At 68.3% G+C, this 18,381-nt stretch carries 23 protein-coding genes; 12 read left to right on the plus strand and 11 right to left on the minus strand.

The genetic code is table 11. The annotated features are described in order from the left end of the window. The first annotated feature begins 72 nt into the window (after window positions 1-72). Both NO978_RS16585 and NO978_RS16590 read left to right on the plus strand, forming a co-directional pair. Window positions 73-1,683 carry a long-chain-fatty-acid--CoA ligase gene (locus NO978_RS16585; RefSeq protein WP_257300673.1) on the plus strand — a complete coding sequence of 537 codons (1,611 nt, stop codon included), beginning with the start codon at window positions 73-75 and terminating at the stop codon, window positions 1,681-1,683. Between the two features lie 59 nt (window positions 1,684-1,742). Further along, window positions 1,743-2,549 (plus strand): alpha/beta fold hydrolase, encoded by an 807-nt coding sequence (locus NO978_RS16590; RefSeq protein WP_257300674.1) that lies wholly within the window; start codon window positions 1,743-1,745, stop codon window positions 2,547-2,549. A 49-nt stretch (window positions 2,550-2,598) separates the two neighbouring features. Here NO978_RS16590 and NO978_RS16595 read toward each other — a convergent pair whose 3' ends face one another. Continuing rightward, window positions 2,599-3,363, minus strand: a complete 765-nt coding sequence (locus NO978_RS16595; RefSeq protein ID WP_257300675.1) for an enoyl-CoA hydratase/isomerase family protein — start codon at window positions 3,361-3,363, stop codon at window positions 2,599-2,601. Between the two features lie 105 nt (window positions 3,364-3,468). Between NO978_RS16595 and NO978_RS16600 the strand changes: the two genes are divergently transcribed. The 3 genes from NO978_RS16600 (at window position 3,469) to NO978_RS16610 (ending at window position 5,768) form a co-directional block, all read left to right on the plus strand. Then, window positions 3,469-3,669, plus strand: a complete 201-nt coding sequence (locus tag NO978_RS16600; RefSeq protein WP_256300064.1) for a hypothetical protein — start codon at window positions 3,469-3,471, stop codon at window positions 3,667-3,669. A gap of 53 nt (window positions 3,670-3,722) precedes the next feature. After that, window positions 3,723-4,721: a tyrosine--tRNA ligase gene (locus NO978_RS16605; protein ID WP_257300676.1), complete on the plus strand. Its 999-nt coding sequence runs from the start codon at window positions 3,723-3,725 to the stop codon at window positions 4,719-4,721. Window positions 4,722-4,796: 75 nt separating this feature from the next. Continuing rightward, window positions 4,797-5,768 carry a biotin--[acetyl-CoA-carboxylase] ligase gene (locus tag NO978_RS16610; protein ID WP_257300677.1) on the plus strand — a complete coding sequence of 324 codons (972 nt, stop codon included), beginning with the start codon at window positions 4,797-4,799 and terminating at the stop codon, window positions 5,766-5,768. On the opposite strand, the gene NO978_RS16615 is transcribed toward NO978_RS16610, so the two are convergent. The 5 genes from NO978_RS16615 to NO978_RS16635 all read right to left on the minus strand — a co-directional run bounded on the left by NO978_RS16615 (window position 5,769) and on the right by NO978_RS16635 (window position 9,044). After that, entirely contained in the window at window positions 5,769-5,951 is a 183-nt protein-coding gene (locus NO978_RS16615; RefSeq protein ID WP_257300678.1) for a hypothetical protein, read from the minus strand. It abuts the gene before it with no gap. After that, complete coding sequence (locus NO978_RS16620; RefSeq protein WP_257300679.1) at window positions 5,948-6,382, minus strand: universal stress protein; 435 nt, start codon at window positions 6,380-6,382, stop codon at window positions 5,948-5,950. Before NO978_RS16620 ends, NO978_RS16615 begins: the two co-directional genes overlap by 4 nt. Before the next feature lie 72 nt (window positions 6,383-6,454). Then, entirely contained in the window at window positions 6,455-7,513 is a 1,059-nt protein-coding gene (locus NO978_RS16625) for an amidohydrolase family protein (RefSeq protein WP_257300680.1), read from the minus strand. After that, window positions 7,510-8,733, minus strand: a complete 1,224-nt coding sequence (locus NO978_RS16630) for an HD domain-containing protein (RefSeq protein ID WP_257300681.1) — start codon at window positions 8,731-8,733, stop codon at window positions 7,510-7,512. Before NO978_RS16630 ends, NO978_RS16625 begins: the two co-directional genes overlap by 4 nt. Before the next feature lie 137 nt (window positions 8,734-8,870). Next, a complete protein-coding gene (locus NO978_RS16635; protein ID WP_257300682.1) occupies window positions 8,871-9,044 on the minus strand; it encodes a hypothetical protein in 174 nt (57 codons plus the stop codon). A gap of 273 nt (window positions 9,045-9,317) precedes the next feature. Here NO978_RS16635 and NO978_RS16640 point away from each other — a divergent pair, with 273 nt between their 5' ends. The 3 genes from NO978_RS16640 to NO978_RS16650 are packed head-to-tail and all read left to right on the plus strand — an operon-like array spanning window position 9,318 to window position 10,738. Beyond that, window positions 9,318-9,677 (plus strand): DUF555 domain-containing protein, encoded by a 360-nt coding sequence (locus NO978_RS16640; RefSeq protein WP_257300683.1) that lies wholly within the window; start codon window positions 9,318-9,320, stop codon window positions 9,675-9,677. A gap of 42 nt (window positions 9,678-9,719) precedes the next feature. Further along, window positions 9,720-10,259, plus strand: a complete 540-nt coding sequence (locus tag NO978_RS16645; RefSeq protein ID WP_257300684.1) for a CBS domain-containing protein — start codon at window positions 9,720-9,722, stop codon at window positions 10,257-10,259. Between the two features lie 44 nt (window positions 10,260-10,303). Next, complete coding sequence (locus NO978_RS16650) at window positions 10,304-10,738, plus strand: hypothetical protein (protein WP_257300685.1); 435 nt, start codon at window positions 10,304-10,306, stop codon at window positions 10,736-10,738. 2 nt (window positions 10,739-10,740) lie between these two features. Here NO978_RS16650 and purM read toward each other — a convergent pair whose 3' ends face one another. Then, the gene (gene purM / locus NO978_RS16655; RefSeq protein ID WP_257300686.1) at window positions 10,741-11,718 is read right to left on the minus strand and encodes a phosphoribosylformylglycinamidine cyclo-ligase; all 978 of its coding nucleotides are present in this window, start codon (window positions 11,716-11,718) and stop codon (window positions 10,741-10,743) included. Window positions 11,719-11,825: 107 nt separating this feature from the next. Between purM and NO978_RS16660 the strand changes: the two genes are divergently transcribed. The 3 genes from NO978_RS16660 to NO978_RS16670 are packed head-to-tail and all read left to right on the plus strand — an operon-like array spanning window position 11,826 to window position 13,959. Continuing rightward, window positions 11,826-13,340: a molybdopterin-dependent oxidoreductase gene (locus NO978_RS16660; protein ID WP_257300687.1), complete on the plus strand. Its 1,515-nt coding sequence runs from the start codon at window positions 11,826-11,828 to the stop codon at window positions 13,338-13,340. A gap of 44 nt (window positions 13,341-13,384) precedes the next feature. Further along, window positions 13,385-13,666, plus strand: a complete 282-nt coding sequence (locus NO978_RS16665; protein WP_257300688.1) for a winged helix-turn-helix domain-containing protein — start codon at window positions 13,385-13,387, stop codon at window positions 13,664-13,666. Then, window positions 13,663-13,959, plus strand: coding sequence for a hypothetical protein (locus NO978_RS16670; RefSeq protein WP_257300689.1), 297 nt, complete (start codon window positions 13,663-13,665; stop codon window positions 13,957-13,959). The genes NO978_RS16665 and NO978_RS16670 overlap by 4 nt, the downstream gene beginning before the upstream one ends. A gap of 20 nt (window positions 13,960-13,979) precedes the next feature. Here the strand turns inward: NO978_RS16670 and NO978_RS16675 are convergent, their stop codons facing one another. The 4 genes from NO978_RS16675 to NO978_RS16690 all read right to left on the minus strand — a co-directional run bounded on the left by NO978_RS16675 (window position 13,980) and on the right by NO978_RS16690 (window position 17,722). After that, entirely contained in the window at window positions 13,980-15,008 is a 1,029-nt protein-coding gene (locus NO978_RS16675) for a proline racemase family protein (protein ID WP_257300690.1), read from the minus strand. Between the two features lie 48 nt (window positions 15,009-15,056). After that, window positions 15,057-15,332 carry a hypothetical protein gene (locus tag NO978_RS16680; protein ID WP_257300691.1) on the minus strand — a complete coding sequence of 92 codons (276 nt, stop codon included), beginning with the start codon at window positions 15,330-15,332 and terminating at the stop codon, window positions 15,057-15,059. A 69-nt stretch (window positions 15,333-15,401) separates the two neighbouring features. Further along, complete coding sequence (locus tag NO978_RS16685; RefSeq protein ID WP_257300692.1) at window positions 15,402-16,013, minus strand: metalloprotease; 612 nt, start codon at window positions 16,011-16,013, stop codon at window positions 15,402-15,404. Continuing rightward, the gene (locus NO978_RS16690; protein WP_257300693.1) at window positions 16,010-17,722 is read right to left on the minus strand and encodes a TraB/GumN family protein; all 1,713 of its coding nucleotides are present in this window, start codon (window positions 17,720-17,722) and stop codon (window positions 16,010-16,012) included. Before NO978_RS16690 ends, NO978_RS16685 begins: the two co-directional genes overlap by 4 nt. A 219-nt stretch (window positions 17,723-17,941) precedes the next feature. On the opposite strand from NO978_RS16690, the gene NO978_RS16695 reads away from it, so the two are divergent. Then, a complete protein-coding gene (locus NO978_RS16695) occupies window positions 17,942-18,379 on the plus strand; it encodes an acyl-CoA thioesterase (RefSeq protein ID WP_257300694.1) in 438 nt (145 codons plus the stop codon). Window positions 18,380-18,381: the final 2 nt, after the last annotated feature.

Genomic DNA, 18,381 nt, shown 5'->3' on the forward strand with positions numbered 1-18,381 from the left:
ACTCGGTTCGGAATTCCGGTAACTATTGAACGAACAGGGGGTTTTGAACCGACGGGAATCCAATCATCGTTCATGCACAAGCCGCTTCTAGTGACAGATTTCCTGGACCGTGCCCGACGCCACTACGCCGACGAGACCGCCATCGTGGCGACGACCGGCGAGCGCTACACGTACGACGAGTTCGGCGAACGCGCCGACCGGTTCTCCGCGTTCCTCCAGTCCGTGGACGTCGAACAGGGCGACCGCGTCGCCGTCCTCGACCCCAACACGCACTACCACCTCGAAGCCGCGTACGGGTCGATGCAGGTCGGCGCCGTCCACACGCCGCTGAACTACCGGTTGACGGCCGACGACTACGCCTACATCCTCGAGGACGCGGGGGTGACGGCCATCTACGCCGACCACGAGTACGCCCACCGTATCGAGCAGATCCGCGACGAGGTGCCGACCGAGACGTTCGTGACGAACGACGCCGACGCCGTCGACGGTGACTGGCGCTCGTTCGACGCGGAGCTGGAGGCGGCCGGCCCCGACTACGACCGAGCCGAGATGAGCGAGGACGACGTGGTGACCATCAACTACACCTCCGGGACGACCGGCGACCCGAAGGGTGTCTGTCGCACGCACCGCGCCGAGACCATCCACTCCTACCTCGTGACGGCCCACCAGAACATCTCCGACGACGACGTCTACCTCTGGACGCTGCCGATGTTCCACGTCAACGGCTGGGGCCACATCTACTCCGTCACCGGCAACGGCGGGACACACGTCTGCACACGAGGCGTCGACGCCGAGTCCGTCTTCGACGCCATCCAGACCGAGGACGTGAGCTACCTCTGTGCCGCGCCGACGGTGCTCAACATGCTGATGAACTACTACGACGAGCACGACGGCGAGGTCCAGACGGCGGGCGCGAACCCCGTCCGGGCCGCGACCGCCGGTGCGGCACCCCCCGAAGCCACCCTCCGGACTGTCGAGGGCGAGTTCGGCTGGACGCTGATGCACGTCTACGGCGCGACGGAGACCGGCCCGCTCATCACCACCTCGCACTCGCCCCGTCACCTCGCCGGTAAGACCGACGACGAGCGGTTCGACCTGATGAAACGGCAGGGCATCGGCTACCTCGGCACCGAAGTCCGCGTCGTCGACGAGGACGGCGAGGACGTGCCCCGCGACGGCTCGACCATCGGCGAGATCGTCGTCCGCGGGAACCAGGTGATGGACCGCTACTGGAACAAGCCCGAGGAGACCGAGACGGCGTTCTCCGAGCGGCGCGAGGGCTACTACCACATGGGCGACCTCGCGACGTGGGACGAGGACGGCTTCGTCGCCATTCAGGACCGCAAGAAGGACATCATCATCTCCGGCGGCGAGAACATCTCGACCATCGAGCTCGAGGACGTGCTCTACGACCACCCCGAGATCGCGAAGGCGGCGGTCATCCCCGCGCCGAGCGAGCAGTGGGGCGAGACGCCGAAGGCATTCGTCGTCCCGGCCGCCGACGCGACCATCGACCCCGAGGACGTGAAGTCGTTCGTCGCCGACCGGGTCGCGAACTTCAAGCGGGTCACCCGCGTCGAGTTCGTCGACCAGCTCCCCGAGACCGCGACCGGGAAGGTCCAGAAGTACGAGCTCCGCGAGCGCGAGTGGGCGGACGAGGAGTCGATGGTCGGGCAGGGCTGAGGCGAGCGCCCACCCCGCATCGGGGACGGGATTAAGCCGGTCCGGGTCCGAGTTCGACCGTGTTCCCCGCACTCGCCAGCACCGGCACGGTCGCCACCCATCCGTTCGTCCGGGTCGGCAACGGCTCCCGGACCCTGGTCGTCGTCCCCGGACTGAACGACCCTCTCCACAGGGTCGGCGACTCCTGGTGGTACCCGCGGCTGATGGCGCTGTACCTCCGCCGCTACGCCGACACCCACACCGCCTACATGGTGAGCCGGCCGCCCGGGCTCGCCCCTGACACGACGATGGCCGACCTCGCCCGCGGATACGAGCGCGTCCTCGACGCCCTCGACGCGGACTCCGTCGACGTGCTCGGGCTCTCCATGGGCGGGTTCGTCGTCCAGCATCTCGCCGCCGCGGACGACCGGGTCGACCGCGCTGTGCTCGGGCTGTCGGGTGCGGGCCTGAGCGACGGCGGGACGTCGGTCGTCCGGCGCTGGCGCGACTGGGCGGTCGCCGGCGACTGGGGCTCAATCTATCGCAACGCTGCCGGGATTCTCGCCGCCGGCGCGCGGGCCCGGCTCCTGCAGGTCGGTTCGCTCGTCTACGAGCGGGCGTTCGAGCCGGTCGACCCGACCGACTTCCTCGTCTCCGCCGACGCCTGCCTCGCGTTCGACGGCACCGACGCCTGCGAGCGCGTCGACCCCCTGACCCTCGTCGTCGGCGCGGACCGGGACCCGTTCTTCGACGAGGCCGACTACCGCGCCGCCGCGGCTGCCCTCCCGAACGGCCGGCTGGCGATGCTCCGCGGGACCGGGCACGAGGCAGTCGTCGAACATCCGGCGGCGTTCGACGGCACCATCCGGCGGTTCCTCGACCGGTGAGACTCACTCGGGCAGCGCTCCGAACTCTCGAACACGCCGACCCGAGCGACTAGTCCCACTCGGGGTCGCGGCCCTCGAGGAACGCGTCGACGCCCTCCTCGTGCTCCTCGGACATGTACGCCTGCACCTGCAGCATGTTCTCGTAGTCCAGCGCCTTCCGCCAGTCGTTGTCGAGGTTCTCGTGGATGGCCTGCTTGGTCATCCCGACGGTCTTCGTGGGGCGGCGGGAGAGCTTGCCGACCAGTTCGTCGACCGTCTCGTCCAGTTCCTCCTCGGGCACGGCCTCGTTGACCAGCCCCATCTCGGCGGCCTCGCTCCCGTCGAAGAACTCGCCGGTCATAGTGAGTCGCTTCGCCGTCCGGAGGCCGACGAGCCGCGGCAGGGTGAACGTCGCTGCCGTGTCCGGAACCAGGCCGACGCGGATGAACGCACAGGAGAAGGTCGCGTCCGGCACCGTGTACGCCATGTCCGACGCTGCGACGATGGCCAGTCCCGCGCCGACGCAGTCGCCGTTGATCTTCGCCACGACGGGCACGTCGCTGTTCAGGAGTTCGGCCGCGGCACGGTTGAACGTCTCCGCGACGCGCTGGTACGACTCGCGTGGCCCCTCCTCGCGCTCCTTCATCGCCTGGATGTCGCCGCCGGCCGAGAACGCGGGGTCGTCGCCGGTGAGCACGATGGCGTCGTGCTCGACGGGGTCGGCCCCCGCGACCGCGTCGGCCAGCTCCGTCGCCACCTCCAGGTTCATCGCGTTCATCACGTTCGGCCGGTCGAACGTTATCGTCCGTACGCCGTCGTCGTCCTCGACTCGCATACTACTGGCAACTTTCCATGAGTGCTTAATTGTTCGGTCGGGTCGCCGGGGAACCGTCGCTGGTCAGGATTTTTGTATCGACGGTTCCAACGGCGAAGCGAACCAATGAATCCGCTGAAGCCGCCGTGCATGCGCAAGAACTCGCACGCCAAGAAGGGAGCCGAGGAGGGCGCGAAGATCGGTGCGAAGATCGGCCGGCCACTCGGCCCGGTCGGGTCGGGCATCGGCGCGGGGATGGGCGCGGCGAGCGGGCACATCGCCGGCGCGATGCGGGACAACGTCGAGAACGTCCTCAAGCCGTTCTGAACGGTTCGCACGGCTTGGCAAGGTTCAAAGCCCCCGGGCGAATTCGTGTCCGTATGGACACGTACGAGTTGATGACCCGGAACACCGACGAGGTCATCACCGAGTCCGAGGTGCGCGCACTGGCCGACGACCCCGACGGGAAGCGGGTCTACGTCGGCTACGAGCCCTCGGGCGTCCTCCACCTCGGTCACCTCCTGACGGCGAACAAGCTCATCGACCTGCAGGAGGCGGGGATGGAAGTGGTCGTCCTGCTGGCCGACGTCCACGCCTACCTCAACGGGAAGGGGACGTTCGAGGAGATCCGCGAGACCGCCGAGCGGATGCGGGCCCAGTTCCTCGCGTACGGGCTCGACGAGGACCAGACGGAGTTCGTCTACGGCAGTAGCTTCGAGATGGACGAGGACTACGCGCTCGACCTGCACGAGCTCGAACTGGAGACGAGCCTGAACCGTGCTCAGCGCGCGATGGCCGAAATCCAGAGCGGCGAGACGGTGAAGGTCAGCCACGTCGTCTACCCGCTGATGCAGGCGCTCGACATCGAGTACCTCGACCTCGACCTCGCCATCGGCGGGATGGACCAGCGGAAGGTCCACATGCTCCACCGCGAGGAGCTCCCGTCGCTGGGCTACGAGAGCCGTCCCTGCCTGCACACGCCCATCCTCGCCGACCTGACGAGCGGCGTCGGCAAGATGTCCTCCAGCGAGGGCGTCACCATCTCGATGGAGGACTCCGCCGAGGACCTCCAGAAGAAGGTGAACAAGGCGTACTGCCCGCCGACGGCCGATCCAGAGCCCGACGACGACGGTAACGACCGGCACAACCCCGTGCTGGAGCTGTTCCACTACCACGTCTTCCCGCGGTTCGAGTCGGTGACGGTCGAGCGGCCCGAGAAGTACGGCGGCGACCTCGTCTACGAGTCGTACGACGACCTCGCGGTCGACCTCGACTCCGGCGAGCTCCACCCGCAGGACGCGAAGAACACGCTCGCGAGCTACCTCGACGAGCTCATCGAGCCGGGGCGCGAACGGCTGCAGGAGCTGCGCGCGGACTGACCTCGGAAGCAGAGCGACCCCCTTTCTCCCGACCAACCGGCCGCTTCAAGTCGCGTCGCCACGAACCTGCCGGGCATGAACGAGACACGACGGCAGGTCCTCGCCGCGCTCGCCGACGGGCCGGTGGGCGGCCCCACACTCGCCGACGAGCTCGATGTCTCCAGAGCCGCCGTCTGGAAGCACGTCGAGGCCATCCGCGAGGCGGGCTTCGGCGTCGAGAGCGACGACGACGGCTACCGGCTGACCTCGGTGCCGGCGTACGGCGGGCTGGCCATCGCTCACGGACTGGACGCCCCATACGAAATCGAGTACCACGAGTCCCTGGCCTCGACGAACACTCGCGCCCGTGAGTTGGCCGACGGCGGCGCGGGCGACGTGGTCGTGGTGGCCGACGAGCAGACCGGCGGTCGCGGCCGCCTCGACCGGGAGTGGGCTGCCCCGCCCGGGGGCGTCTACGCCTCCATCCTGACCCGCCCGACGGTGCCGCCGTCGCAGGTGCCGCTCGCGACGCTCGCCGCGGCGGTCGCGGTCACGCGCGCGGCCCGCGAAGCCGGAGTCGACGCCCGTATCAAGTGGCCCAACGACGTGCTGGTGGCTGTGGACGAGCCTACCGACGGTTCCGACGGCGACGGGAACGCCGAGTACCGAAAGCTGGCGGGCATCCTCACCGAGATGGAGGGCGAGGCGGACCGCGTCTCGTGGCTGGTCGTCGGTATCGGCGCGAACGTCGACGCCGACGACCTGCCGCCGACGGCGACGAGCCTCCGCGAACGTGGCGGTGCGGACGTCGACCGGCGCGTGTTCCTCCAGCGCGTGCTGGAGGAGTTCCACGACCTCGGCACCGACGCCGCGGCGGTCCTACCCGCGTGGCGCGAGCACGCCCTGACGCTCGGCCAGCGGGTTCGCGTCGAAACGCCGACCGGCGAGGTGGTCGGTGAGGCTGTCGATATCGAGCCGCCGGGCGCGCTCCTCGTGGAGACGGCCGACGGCGTCGTCCGGGTGAGCGCGGGCGATTGCGAACACCTCAGACCGGTCGACGCGTCGTAGTCAGCGCAACACCACCACCGCGAGCAGCGGGAGGGAGACGATGAGGGCGAACACCGCCATCCAGGGGACGAGCATGGCGAACGCCGCGTTGATGAACGCGATAGCGGCCACGGCGACGACGCGCTCACCGAGCGTCATCGCCGCACGCTCGTCGCGCACGAGCCGTGTCGCTGCGGCCCTCATCCCGACACCTGAACCGTGAGGACCGGCACCTCCGAAGACCTGACGACGCGCTCGGCCACGCTCCCGAGCAGCAGTCGGTCGATTCCGCCACGGCCGTGTGTTCCCATGACGACGAGGTCGCACTCCTCCGACTCGGCGTGCCGGACGACCTGTTTCGCTGGCGTGCCCTCGAGCAACGCGGTCTCGACGGGTACCCCGGACTCCTCGGCGATCTCGACGACGCGGTCCAGCGCCGCCTCGCCCTCGTGTTCGAGCATCTCGTGCAGGCCTTCCCACGCGGTCTCCATGGGGACGCCGCCGTAGCTGGCGGAGTCGACGACGTAGACGGCGTAGATGGTCGCGTCGTGGGCGACCGCGAGGTCGATGGCGTGACGGACCGCCCGTTCGCCCCCCTCGGAGCCGTCGGTCGGCACCAGTATCCGGTCGTACATGTGGTATGCTATCGCGTATGGCGGCGCGGGTCTTGAGTGTGCCGTCGGTTCACCGCCCCACAGCAGCCCCCGCTAGCGCACGACCGACCGGATGTCGTCCACGCCCGCACGGCGGACGACCGCCCGGACGACGTCTTTCGTCCCGGTGAGGTTGTGCGAGTCGCCGTCGAGGACCAGCAGTTCCGCGCTCCGACCGGGTTCGACGAGCCCACAGTTCAGGCCGGCGATGTCCGCGCCAGCGACGGTCGCCATCCGGAGCACCTCGGTCGCGGAGACGTCGAACAGCTTCGCGGTGAACTCCATCTCGCGGAACATCGACGGCGAGTTCAGGAACACGTTGTCGGTACCGAGGGCGACCGTGGTCCGGTCCAGAAGCTCCGGCAGCGGCGAGAGACCGACGTCCGTGACGAGGTTCGACCGCGGACAGATGACGACCGGGGTCTCCGCGTCCGCGAGCCGGTCGAGGTGCCACGGTTCGGGGTGGACCATGTGGACGAGGAACTCCGGGTCGAGGTCCATCGCGGCGTCGATATCCGAGCTGTCCACCTCGCCCGCGTGGATGCCGAACAGTTTGTCCTCCCGGCCGGTCGCCGCGCGTTCGCGGTCGAAGTTGGCGTCGTTCGCCCCCGAAGCACCGTAGCCGTCGCTCGCCGTCATCGCGTCGATGCTGCCGCGCCCGAGCACCACCGACTCGACGGGGACGTTCTCGCCCGCCGCGCGGATCTCCCGCACACCGTCGACGTCGCCCTCGCGGAACTCGATATGTGCGGCGGTGCCGGCCTCGGCCATGAACTCGAGGGAGCGGTGCATCGCCGCGATCTTCTCCTCGGTGCTCGCCTGCCGTAACAGCCGGTGCTTCAGGCCGTCCGGCGGGGCGACGAGCTCCTCGAGCGAGAGTCCGCCGCCGGCCTCCTTCGCGATGGAGTCGCCGATGTGCGTGTGGGCGTTGACGAACGCCGGGAGCACGATGTCGTCGCTCTCGACGGGCTCCTCCTCGATAGCCGCTATCTCGCCGTTCTCGACGACGACCCGGCCCTCGACCGGCTCGAACTCGCGGCCGCGGAGGATGGTTCCCTCGACGAGGCGCTGGCCGTCGTCACCGTCGGCCGGTTCGGGACCGTCCCCCGTCATTGGCCGTACTGGTCGAGGGTCCCCTGCAGCCCCCTGACCTCGGAGACGAGCGCGCCGTCGATGTCGAGGTCGAGCACGCGCGCCGCGGCGGTGCCGACCTGGTCGGTCACGGCTTCGGGACAGTAGACGCCGAGGCGCCACTGCGCGAGCTGTGCGGACTGGAGCGCCTCGACCAGTGGCGACTGCTGGTCCAGTCGTCGGGCCTCGCCACCGACAAGCACGCGTGTCGATGACTCGTCCATCGTGGGCTCGCCCGGAACGTCGAGGACCACCTGGTCGGGGTCGACGCCCGCTCGTTCGGCGATCTCGAGTTCGTATCCCCGTACGTCCTCGTGTTCGATGTCGAGGACGTGCTCGGGCACGTTCGAATGCTCTGCCCAGACCGCGCGCTTGTAGAGGTCGCGTTCGTCGAACCGGCGGGCCACCTCGGCGGTTTCCTCGCCCCGCCGCAGGGCGACGAGGAAGCCGGGGTCGTCCATCCGCCGCAGGTCCTCGGCGTCGTACTCGGTGCTGTCGAGCAGGCGCTCGCCGGCACGACGGACCATCGCCTTCGAGATCCGGGCGACGTGATGGTTGTAGACGGTGGGCGTCATCAGCGCGCGGGCGACCAGCAGGCTCTCCGCTGTCTGGACATTGCCCGCCGCGAGGACGAGCTCCCCGTCCTGGAAGGTGAGTTCGCGGACCAGCCGGGAGTGGTCGATGGTGCCGTAGGGGACGCCCGTGTGGTGAGCGTCGCGTACGAGGTAGTCCATCCGGTCGACGTCGAGTTCGCCGGAGACGAGCTGGCCGAACCGACCGTCACCGGCGACCAGGTCCGCGACCTCACGCGGTTCGATGTCGTGGTCGCGGAGGACCGTCGACACGTCCCCGCGTTCGAACAGCTGGTGGACGTCGTCGTGGTACTTCCCGGTGCGGCGGTGGGTGAGGGGTTCGAGGTTGTGGCTGAACGGGCCGTGGCCCACGTCGTGGAGCAGCGCCGCCGCCTTCACCTTCTCCGCCCGCGGTCCCTCGACGTTGAGATGTTCGAGTGCTTCGCAGGCGAGGTGGTAGACGCCCAGCGAGTGTTCGAACCGTGTGTGGTTCGCGGAGGGGTAGACGAGCGATGCGGTCCCCAGTTGTTTGATGTGTCGGAGTCGCTGCATCTCGGGTGTGTCCAGGAGTGCCCGAGCCACGCCCTCGACCTCGATGTGGTCGTGGACGCTGTCCTTGATGGTCTTCATTGCCCCTCGATTCGGCGTGTTCCTACAAAAGGAGACGGGTCAGCGGCCGGCTGGCGGCGGTCTCGTCGGACGTTCCCGGCATCGAACGGACGCACCGCTCGGCGTGTTGCGTCGCGAAAACGTGTGGTCGTCCCCGCTCAGACTGCGTTCGCCTCGTCGTACGCCGTACCGAGCGACGCCACGAGCCGGTGGATGGGCAGCGAGACGCCGAGTTGCTGCATCGCGAGCGCGAGTGGCATCAGGACGATGCCGGCGGCGATGCTCAGCTGGTACAGCGCGAACAGGGTTGCCGTGTAGGCCCGGTCTATCATCTGGCTTCGAGCGACGGTCGGCGGTGGCCCTATATAAGCTTTCCCGCCGAAGTATGGTGTGATAACTCGACACAAACTCGCCGCCTTCTTGCGTTTCAATCCTGTTTGTCCGATAGGCAACTAGAACTGCCAACGGGACGGGAATACGGATTGCTGACCCGTTCCGAACGTCCGTGATTCTCGTAACTTATGGGAATGATGCGAATCTCGTGCGCTTCTCCACGGCGGGAGTGAACCGCAAAACAAGCCTTGCTCCGGCCCGTCCGTGCGAGCATGAGCAACTATCTCGTTGTGATGGAGGCTGCGTGGTTGGTTCGCGACGTCACGGACATCAACGACGCCATCGGCGTCGCGGTGAGCGAGGCGGGCAAGCGACTGAACGAGGAGGGCAAGGACTACGTCGAGGTCAACGTCGGCCTCACCGACTGTCCGGCCTGTGGCGAGCCGTTCGAGTCGTCCTACATCGCCGCCGACACCGCACTCGTCGGCCTGATGCTGGAGATGGAGGTGTTCAACGCCGACAGCGACGAACACGCGAACCGCATCGCAAAGAGCGAGGTCGGGGGTGCCCTCCGCGACGTGCCGCTCAAGGTCGTCGAGACCATCGAACGCGAAAGCGACGAGGACGAGTAACACCCGGAACACTTATTCTATAACCTCGGGTAATGGTCGGGTATGGAACTCCCGACTCCGGCGGATCTGCGCGAACGCCGTACGGAACTGGGGCTCACCCAGAGCGAGCTCGCCGACGCCGCCGACGTCTCTCAGCCACTTATCGCCCGTATCGAGGGCGGTGACGTCGACCCACGACTCTCGACCCTGCGACGTATCGTCGAGGCGCTGGACGAGGCCGAGGGCGAGATCGTCCGCGCGGGCGACCTGATGCACGAGGACGTCATCACCATCGCCCCCGACGACACCGTCAGCGACGCCGTCCGGACGATGGAGAAGGAGGCGTACTCACAGCTCGCTGTCATCAAAGACGGCATCCCCGTCGGGAGCATCAGCGAGTCAGACCTGGTCCACGTGGACGAGAACGCCCGTGACGAAGCCGTCCGCGAGTACATGAGCGAGTCGTTCCCGACCGTCTCCGAGGACGCGACCCTGGAGGAAGTCAGCAACCTGCTCGACCACTACAAGGCCGTCATGGTGACCGAGGGCGGCGAGACGCTCGGCATCATCACCGAGGCGGACCTCGCGGCGCGGCTCTCCTGACCTCTGCCAAAGCTTGACGTGACGAGGCCTCGAACTGTCGAGCTATGGCCATCGCCAGCCACGGACCCGCGCCAGCGTCGGTGTCCAGAGCCGCCGGTACCGCCCTCGCGACCTGGCTCGCGTTCCTCGCGTTCCTGCTCGTCGCCGGGCTCGCGACCGGCGTCTGGTGGCCGTCCGACGTCCAGGCGACGGCCGTGCTCACCGACATCGGGCCGCTGTACGGCCTGCTGTCGTTCGGGCTCGTCGCGCTCCCCGTGTTCGCCCTGCGGCGGTACCGGTTCCGGGCCCCGGTCGCGCTGCTGGTCGGCTGGCTCGTCCTCGGCGCGGCGTTCGGGCTGACCCTTGGCTTCCAGCCGGTTCGGGGCCTGTACATCGCCGTGCTGTACGGGTTCCTGCCGGTCGCGGCGTACCCCCTGCTCGCCGGGGTGGAGTACGTGTTCCGCCGGATTGGCGCGAAGAACTCCTCGACCGCGGCCTGAGACTACGACAGCGACAGCCCGCGGACCTCGACCGAATCGCCCGCCGCGACCTCCCCGATGACCCGGCCGTCTTCGGTTGCGTCCGCGAGGTCGTCGGCCGCCGCCGCCGGCACCGCCGCGACGAAGCCGGTGCCCATGTTGAACGTGCGGTACATCTCCTCGGGCGAGACGTTCCCGAGGTCCTGAACGAATCCGAACACCGGCTGCGCCGGGAACGGGTCCTCGATACGGTACTCGAAGTCGCCCATCCGGGAGAGGTTGGTCCAGCCGCCGCCGGTGACGTGAGCCGCGGCGCGGACCCCGTGCTCGCGCATGGGCTTGAGCAGGTCCGTGTAGATGCGCGTCGGCTCCAGCAGCACCTCGCCGATGCTCCGGTCGGATTCGGGGGGGAACGGGTCGGTGTACTCGTGGTCGCGGGTCACGGCAGTCCGGGCGAGGGTGAGGCCGTTCGAGTGGATGCCCGCGGAGGGCCACGCGACGAGCCTGTCGCCCTCCTGGGCCGCACCGTCGAACACCGCGTCTTTCGGGGCGAGCCCGGCGCAGGTGCCCGCGAGGTCCAGCCCGTCCACGACCTCGGGCATGACGGCCGTCTCGCCGCCGAGCAGGGCCACGTCCGCACGGTCGGCCGCCTCCGCCAGCCCCTCACCGACCTGCTCGGCGAACGCCTCCGTCGGCTCGTCGACGGCGAGGTAGTCGACGAACGCGACGGGCGTCACGCCCGCGGCGACGAGGTCGTTGACGTTCATCGCCATGCAGTCGATGCCGACCGTGGAGTAGTCCGACAGCGCCTCCGCGACGAGCAGCTTCGTGCCGACACCGTCGGTCGCCAGCGCGAGGTACTGGTCGCCGATGTCGAGCATCCCCGCGTACTCGGTGTCGACGACGTTGCCGACCGCGTTCAAGAGCGCCGCCGTCGCCGCCTCGCTCTCCTCGATGTCGACCCCCGCGTCCGCGTACGTGAGCTCCTCGTCCTCGGTCATGGCAGAGAGCGCGCTGTGGACCCGCAAAAGCCCACCGAATTCTAGAACCATTCTGGCCGGAGTTCGAACAACGGCTTTAGGCACCGAGTGCCAGCGTCTCACCAAGGATGGCTGACAGAATCACAGCTGGGAGACTGACGGACGCGCTGGTGGCGGTACTGGCCGGTGTCGCGGCGACCGCGGGGTCGTTCGCGCTGGCGGGCTGGTCGCGCGACGCGTTCGTCGTGGCTCCCGTCGACGCACGCATCGTCGCGGCGACGCCCGGTCCGATCGTCGCGTTCGCCATCGAGGAGTTCGGTTCGGCCGGCCACATTCTGCACATCGCCCTCTCCCTCGCCGTGGTCGTCGGCGGGCTGGGGCTCGCAGCCGCGGCTGCACTCGCCGTTAGCCGCCGCGTGGGTGGTCCACCGCTGGCGCTCGCACTCGCCGGCCTGTTCGTCTTCGCCGGCCTCTACCTGCCGACCGGCGCTCTCCAGCCGGCCATCCTCGGTACCCTCTCCGCGATGGTCGTCGTCGGTGTGTACGTGGCTGCGCTCGACCCGCGGTTGCGGGCCGATACAGACGAGTACATGCCGGACGACGCCGCGAGACGGCAGACGCTCGGACTCGCGCTCGGAACCGTCGCCTACGCCGGCGTCGGCGCGGCGCTCGGGAGCAACGTCGAGTCCGTCGACCCGACCGAGCCGCTCGACTCAGCACAGCGTCAGGCCGCGGAGGACCGTATGTCCGACGCCGATGCACTGTCGTTCGACTCCGAGAACCTCGGGGGCATGGTCACGCCCAACGCCGACTTCTACGAGACGGACATCGCCACGTTCGACCCCGACGTCGAGCCCGCGACCTGGGAGCTCCAGGTCACCGGGTCGGTCGAGGAGGAGGTGTCGATGGACTACTACGACCTCACCGGCATGGAGCCCGAACACCGGTTCGTCACGCTCCGCTGCGTCGGCGAGGACCTCAACGGGCGCAAGCTGGACACCGCGCTCTGGACCGGCGTCCCCATCGCGGCGTTCCTCGACCGCGCCGGCCCGTCGCCCGACTGCGGCTGTGTGAAGGTGTACGCGGCCGACGACTACTACCAGGTCTTCCCGCTGGAGGTGATGGAGACGGCCTTCCTCGCGTACGGGATGAACGGCCAGCGGCTCCCCGCGAGCCACGGCAAGCCCGCTCGCCTGCTCGTCCCCGGACACTGGGGCGAGATCAACATCAAGTGGGTCACCGAGATCGAACTCATCGACGAACAACAGCAGGGCTACTGGGAGGAGCGCGGCTGGCACGGCACCGGTCCCGTCAACACCGTCGCCAAACTGTACGACGAGGGCATCACCGTCCGGGACGACGGCACAGTCGAACTGGTCGGCCACGCCTACGCCGGACTGCGCGGCATCGACCGCGTCGAGGTGTCCACCGACGGCGGCGACTCGTGGAACGATGCCGAGCTCTCCGAGCCCCTGCCCGACGAGGACGTCTGGCGGATGTACCGCTACGAGTTCCAGGGCGGCGGCGAACACGAGCTCGTCGTCAGGGCGACCGACGGCACCGGCGCGCTCCAGCCCGAAGAGCAGGCGAGTCCGTACCCGAACGGGGCGAGCGGCTGGGTGTCGAAGACGATAGACATCTAGCGGTGTCACTAAATAGCCGGTCCGAGCACGCATGAGACGAACCGATGGAGAAGGCGTTGTGGTACCTACTGGTCGGGACACGCGGCGGGAAGAACCGGGTGCGCATCATCCGGTCGATAGACGAGCGCCCGCGCAACGCCAACCAGCTCGCCGAGGCCATCGACGTGGACTACAACACCGTGCGGCACCACCTCGAGATGCTGGTCGAACACAACGTCCTCGAGAAGGGCGGTGAGGACTACGGCGCGATGTACTTCCTCACCGACCAGTTCGAGCACAACAGGGAGACGTTCGAGAACGTGACAGAACACATGGAGGAAACATGAGCATGGACCAGACGATAGCGGTCGCGAGCGGCTTCGCCGGAATCAACGTCGTCCTGTTGACCGTCCTGACGGTCATCTGGCTCCGGAACTACCGGACGTTCCGCACGCCGTTGATACTCGGCCTCGTCGCCTTCGCGGTCGTGATGCTGCTGGAGAACGCCACCGCGCTGTACTTCTTCTTCAGCATGAAGATGTTCTACGGCAACGCCCCGAGCGTCCAGCAGGCCGTCGCGGTCCTGCGCGGGATGCAGTTCGTCGCCTTGCTGTTCCTGACCTGGGTGACGCTGAAGTAGTCGGCAGGCGCGCCGGCCAGTTACCGCAGAAAGAAGCCCGCCGGGTACGGGTCGTCAGGGTCGACTACGAACGTCTGCGTGCCCGTGATGTGGGCGTTCCCCTGCACCGTCGGGACGACCGCGTCGTACCCTTCGAACGCCGTCTCCTCCTCGTACCAGCCGGTGAACCGTGAGTCGACGATGCTTTCGACCGTGAACCGCTCGCCCGGCCCGACCCGCTCGTCGGCCGCGAGGAGCGCGAGTCGACCGCTCACTCCCGTGCCCGTCGGACAGCGGTCCACCTCACCGTCGGCGAAGACGCAGACGTTCCGGCTGTCAGCGTCGGACGCGGGGTCGTCATCGACGAAGATGGTCCCGTAGAGGAAGGAGAGGTCGTCCTCGGTCGGGTGCTGGATGGCGAGGTCGTCGGCGACCGCACGCTTGATGCGTCGGCCGAGGTCCACCAGCTCCGCGGCGTCCTCCGTCCCGAGGTCAACCCCCGCGTCGGCGGCCTCGACGTACGCGTAGAACGCCCCGCCGAAGGCGACGTCGTACTCCACCGCGCCGAGGCCCGGTACCTCGACGGCGCGGTTCCGGGCGTAGACGAACGCCGGGACGTTCTCGAAAGCGACGTGGTCGACGCCGGACTCGTCCCCGTGGGTCGTCGCCGTAACGAGGCCGGCGGGCGTCTCGAACACGATGTCGTCGCCGGGCTCGCACGGCCCGGCCTCGACGAACGCGACGCCCAGCGCGACGATTCCGTGCCCGCACATCGTGCTGTAGCCCTCGTTGTGGGTGAACAGCACGCCGACGTCGGCGCGCTCGTCGGAGGGTTCCGTGAGAATCGCGCCGTACATGTCGGCGTGGCCGCGGGGCTCGTGCATCAGCAGGCGGCGATAGTCGTCGAGTTCGTCCCGCATGTACCGACGCTTGGCCAGCAGCGTCTCGCCCTCGAGCGGTGGGAGGCCGTCGAGTACGATGCGGAGCGGTTCGCCGCCGGTGTGGGCGTCGAGCGTCTCCACCCGTCGCCAGTCGTCGGGTGGGTTCCAGTCGAGCGAGGTGGCGTCCATCGACTAGCGGTCGTCGCACAGCCACAAGTAGGTTGGTCGTCGAACGGACTACTGGTCGGCGAGCTGGTTCGCCCTGACGACGACGTACATGAGCACGAGCCCGGTCCCGACAGCCAGAACGAACTGCGTCGCGAGCGTGAACACGACGGCGAGAGTCGGCGTGAGACTGACGAGTTCGACGAACAGCCAGTGCACCAGTTGCGGGAGCAATGCCACGACCCCGATGCCGGCGACGAGTTTCGCGAGCGGGATTGCCTCGTACAGTATCTGGCCGGTGTCGAACTCGCCGGAGGGGGACTCGAAGAACGGTCTGGAGGGTGACATACCGCCGATGAATCATCCGACGCGCAAGAAACCCCGGCATTCGTGACCCGCGACATCCGTAGCCAACGCTCAGGGCAGGAATCCGAGGAACGCACCCGCCGCCAGCGTCCCACAGACCGCGAAGCTCGCGACGAACACCGGCTTGCTCCAGTTCCAGACCTTCTTGCCGTCGAGCGGGCCGTAGGGGATCATGTTGAAGCCGGCGAGGAAGGCGTTGATCCAGACGCCGAGGAAGCCGACGACGCCGACGACGCCAGGGAACAGGTACAGCGGGAAGAACACCGCCAGCAGCGCGACGTTCGTTGCCGGCCCGGCCAGCGCGATGAGCCCGCTCTCGCGCTCGGTCGTCTGCGGGTGGTACACCGCGCCGGGTGCCGCGAACAGGAACCCGACCATCGCGCTGAAGACGGCGAGCACCAGCATGTTGTAGTCGGCCTTGAACGCCGCCGGGTAGCCGAAGCGCTGTGCGGTGAACTTGTGGGCGAGTTCGTGCAGCAGGAACGCGACGCCGGCCGTGATGGCACAGACGAGGATCGCGAACGGGAGCGAGAAGTCCGTCGCCGACCCGGGCTGGAATGCGCCGCGGAAAAAGAGCAGCGCGAACGCCACCGAGAGCGCTAGCCAGGCGGCCGCGAGGTCGCGTAGCTCGGTCTCCTTGATTGACCGCATCGACGTGCTCATAGCAGCCCCACGATGATGTCCAGGCTGTTCTCGGCGCCACGCAGCAGTACGTCCATCAGCTCGTTGACGGTGTCGATCTCGTCTGGCGCGAGCCACGGGAGCACGACGAGCGGGAAGCTGAAGCTCGCGACGACGCTCCCGATGTTCGTCGCGGCGACGACCATGATGAGCTTGAACAGCGGCACCTCGAACATCCGCCGGACGACGTCCGCGAGCGGGCTCTCCTCGTCGCCGAGAATCTGGTTGAGCGTGGCGATGTCCCCGACGTTCACCGGGTCCTTCCGGAGCTCCATGTAGCCCGCGAACCAGCCGGGTGCGAGAACCGGATTGAGGCTGGTGAGCCAGGCGATGGCCCCGCCGACGCCCGCGCTCGTCCAGCGTGCGCCGGCGAGCTTGGCGAGGCCGAAGGCGAAGATGCCGTTGTAGAGGAACCACGCCGCGAACAGCTTCAGCAGGAACAGGTCGTTCACGCCGGCCATCACGAGCAGGAAGAAAAAGGCGATGTAGCCGACGGTCAGCAGGTAGACGAGCACCTTCATGACGGAGAACCGGCGCTGCTTCTGGGTGCCCTGAAGCGACGCCATCGGCGGGAGCGTGTCGGGGTTGTCGAGGTAGCGTTCGATGCCTTCGCGGTGGCCCGCGCCGACGACTGCGACGACCGAGTAGCCCTGGTTCCGGAGCGTGACGAGGTTGTGCGCGATGTACGCGTCGCGCTCGTCGATGAGCGCCTGCGCGCCACCGGGGGAGAACCGGCGGAACTCCTCCATCATCGCCGTCACCACGTCGGCGTCGGTGAGGTCGTCGATGTCGAACTCCTCGTACTCCTCGGCCTCGTCGGCGTCGAAGCCGGCGACGGCGAGCAGGAGCCCGAGGACGGCACCGACGCCGACGCCGGCGAGGATGCCGCCGAGCAGCCCGGCGGCGAAGGAGACACCGAGGCCGCCGCCGAGGACGGTGGCGACGTACGGCGCGGTGACACCGCTGGCAGCGACGCCCGCGCCGACTGTCGCACCGCCGATTGCGCCGAGCACGATGGACTGGTCCTCGCGCATCGTCCGCATCCCGCCCTCCCAGAGCAGGTAGCCCGCGAGCAGGCCGACGAGACTCCCGCCCGCGACGGACTGGACGGTCGTCGTCCCGACGCCGAACACCGCGGGGACGGCGAAGCCGGCCAGGGGCCCGAGGAACAGCCCCGCGAACAGCCCGACGGTGACGCCGACGACGAGCGCGTCCGCGACGCCGAAGATGAGCCCCGACATCATCTTCACCTTCTCGAGTGCGGTCATCCGTCGCCAGAACCGCTGGATGGTCACCTGGATGTCCCGGTCGACCAGCGAGACGCCGAGGCCGTGCTCCTCGGCGGCTTCGACCGCCGCCAGCATGTCCGCCCCGGGCTCGATGTCGAACTGGTCGCCCATCCGCGTCTGGACGTACGAGAGCATCCAGTAGGCGATGAACTGGAAGACGGTGTTGCCCTCGAGGAGGTCGCGGGGCTCGATGTCGTCTGGCGTCTCCCCGCGCATCTGTCGGTACCGGTCCTCGTCGAGCTCCACGGCGACGACGTCGGGCTGCTCCTCGGCGACGGTCTCGCGGACCTCCTCGACGCTCCGCTCTGACACGTGAGCCGTCCCGAGGACGGTGACGGACCCCTCACCGTCGCCCGGCGGGTCGGGCGGCTCCGGCGATGGAGGGGCGGCTGAGTCGCTCATTGCCACTCGCTTCTGGCTCGGGCGGTAAACGGTTGTCGGAGCGCGTTCGCATCCGACACACCGGTGCTGCGGCAGTTCGAGCGAACTCGGTGCGGTCGAGTCGCCGGCTCAGCGGAGCACCCGTGTCGCCGTCGTGAGGAGCGCGCGGACCCTCGAAACGCGCATCGAAGGCCGACCGAACCCGGTAGGCTATTCCACCGGGGACGGGAACTGGCAGCCATGCCCAGTCTGACCGACACCTACGTCGAGAACCGGGTCATCGTCAACCCGAACGACGCGAACAATCTCGGCGCGGCCCACGGTGGGAACGTGATGAAGTGGATGGACGAGGTTGCCGCGATGGCGGCGATGCGCTTCGCCGGCGAGACCTGCGTCACGGCCCGCATGGACCAGACGAACTTCCGGCGACCCATCCCGCAGGCCGACATCGCACTGGTCAGGGCGTACGTGTTCGACGCCGGCCGGACGAGCGTGAAGACCCGCGTCCGCGTGTTCCGGGAGCATCCCCACACCGGCGAGACGGAGCTGACGACAGAGTCGTACATGGTGTTCGTCGCCATCGACGAGGACGACGAGCCGACGCCGGTCCCGGAGCTGACAGTCGATACTGAACGTGGACAGGAGCTCTACGAGGCCGCCATGAACGGCGAGGAGTAGGG

This window comes from Haloarchaeobius sp. FL176 (genome assembly GCF_024609245.1).
GTDB lineage: Archaea > Halobacteriota > Halobacteria > Halobacteriales > Natrialbaceae > Haloarchaeobius.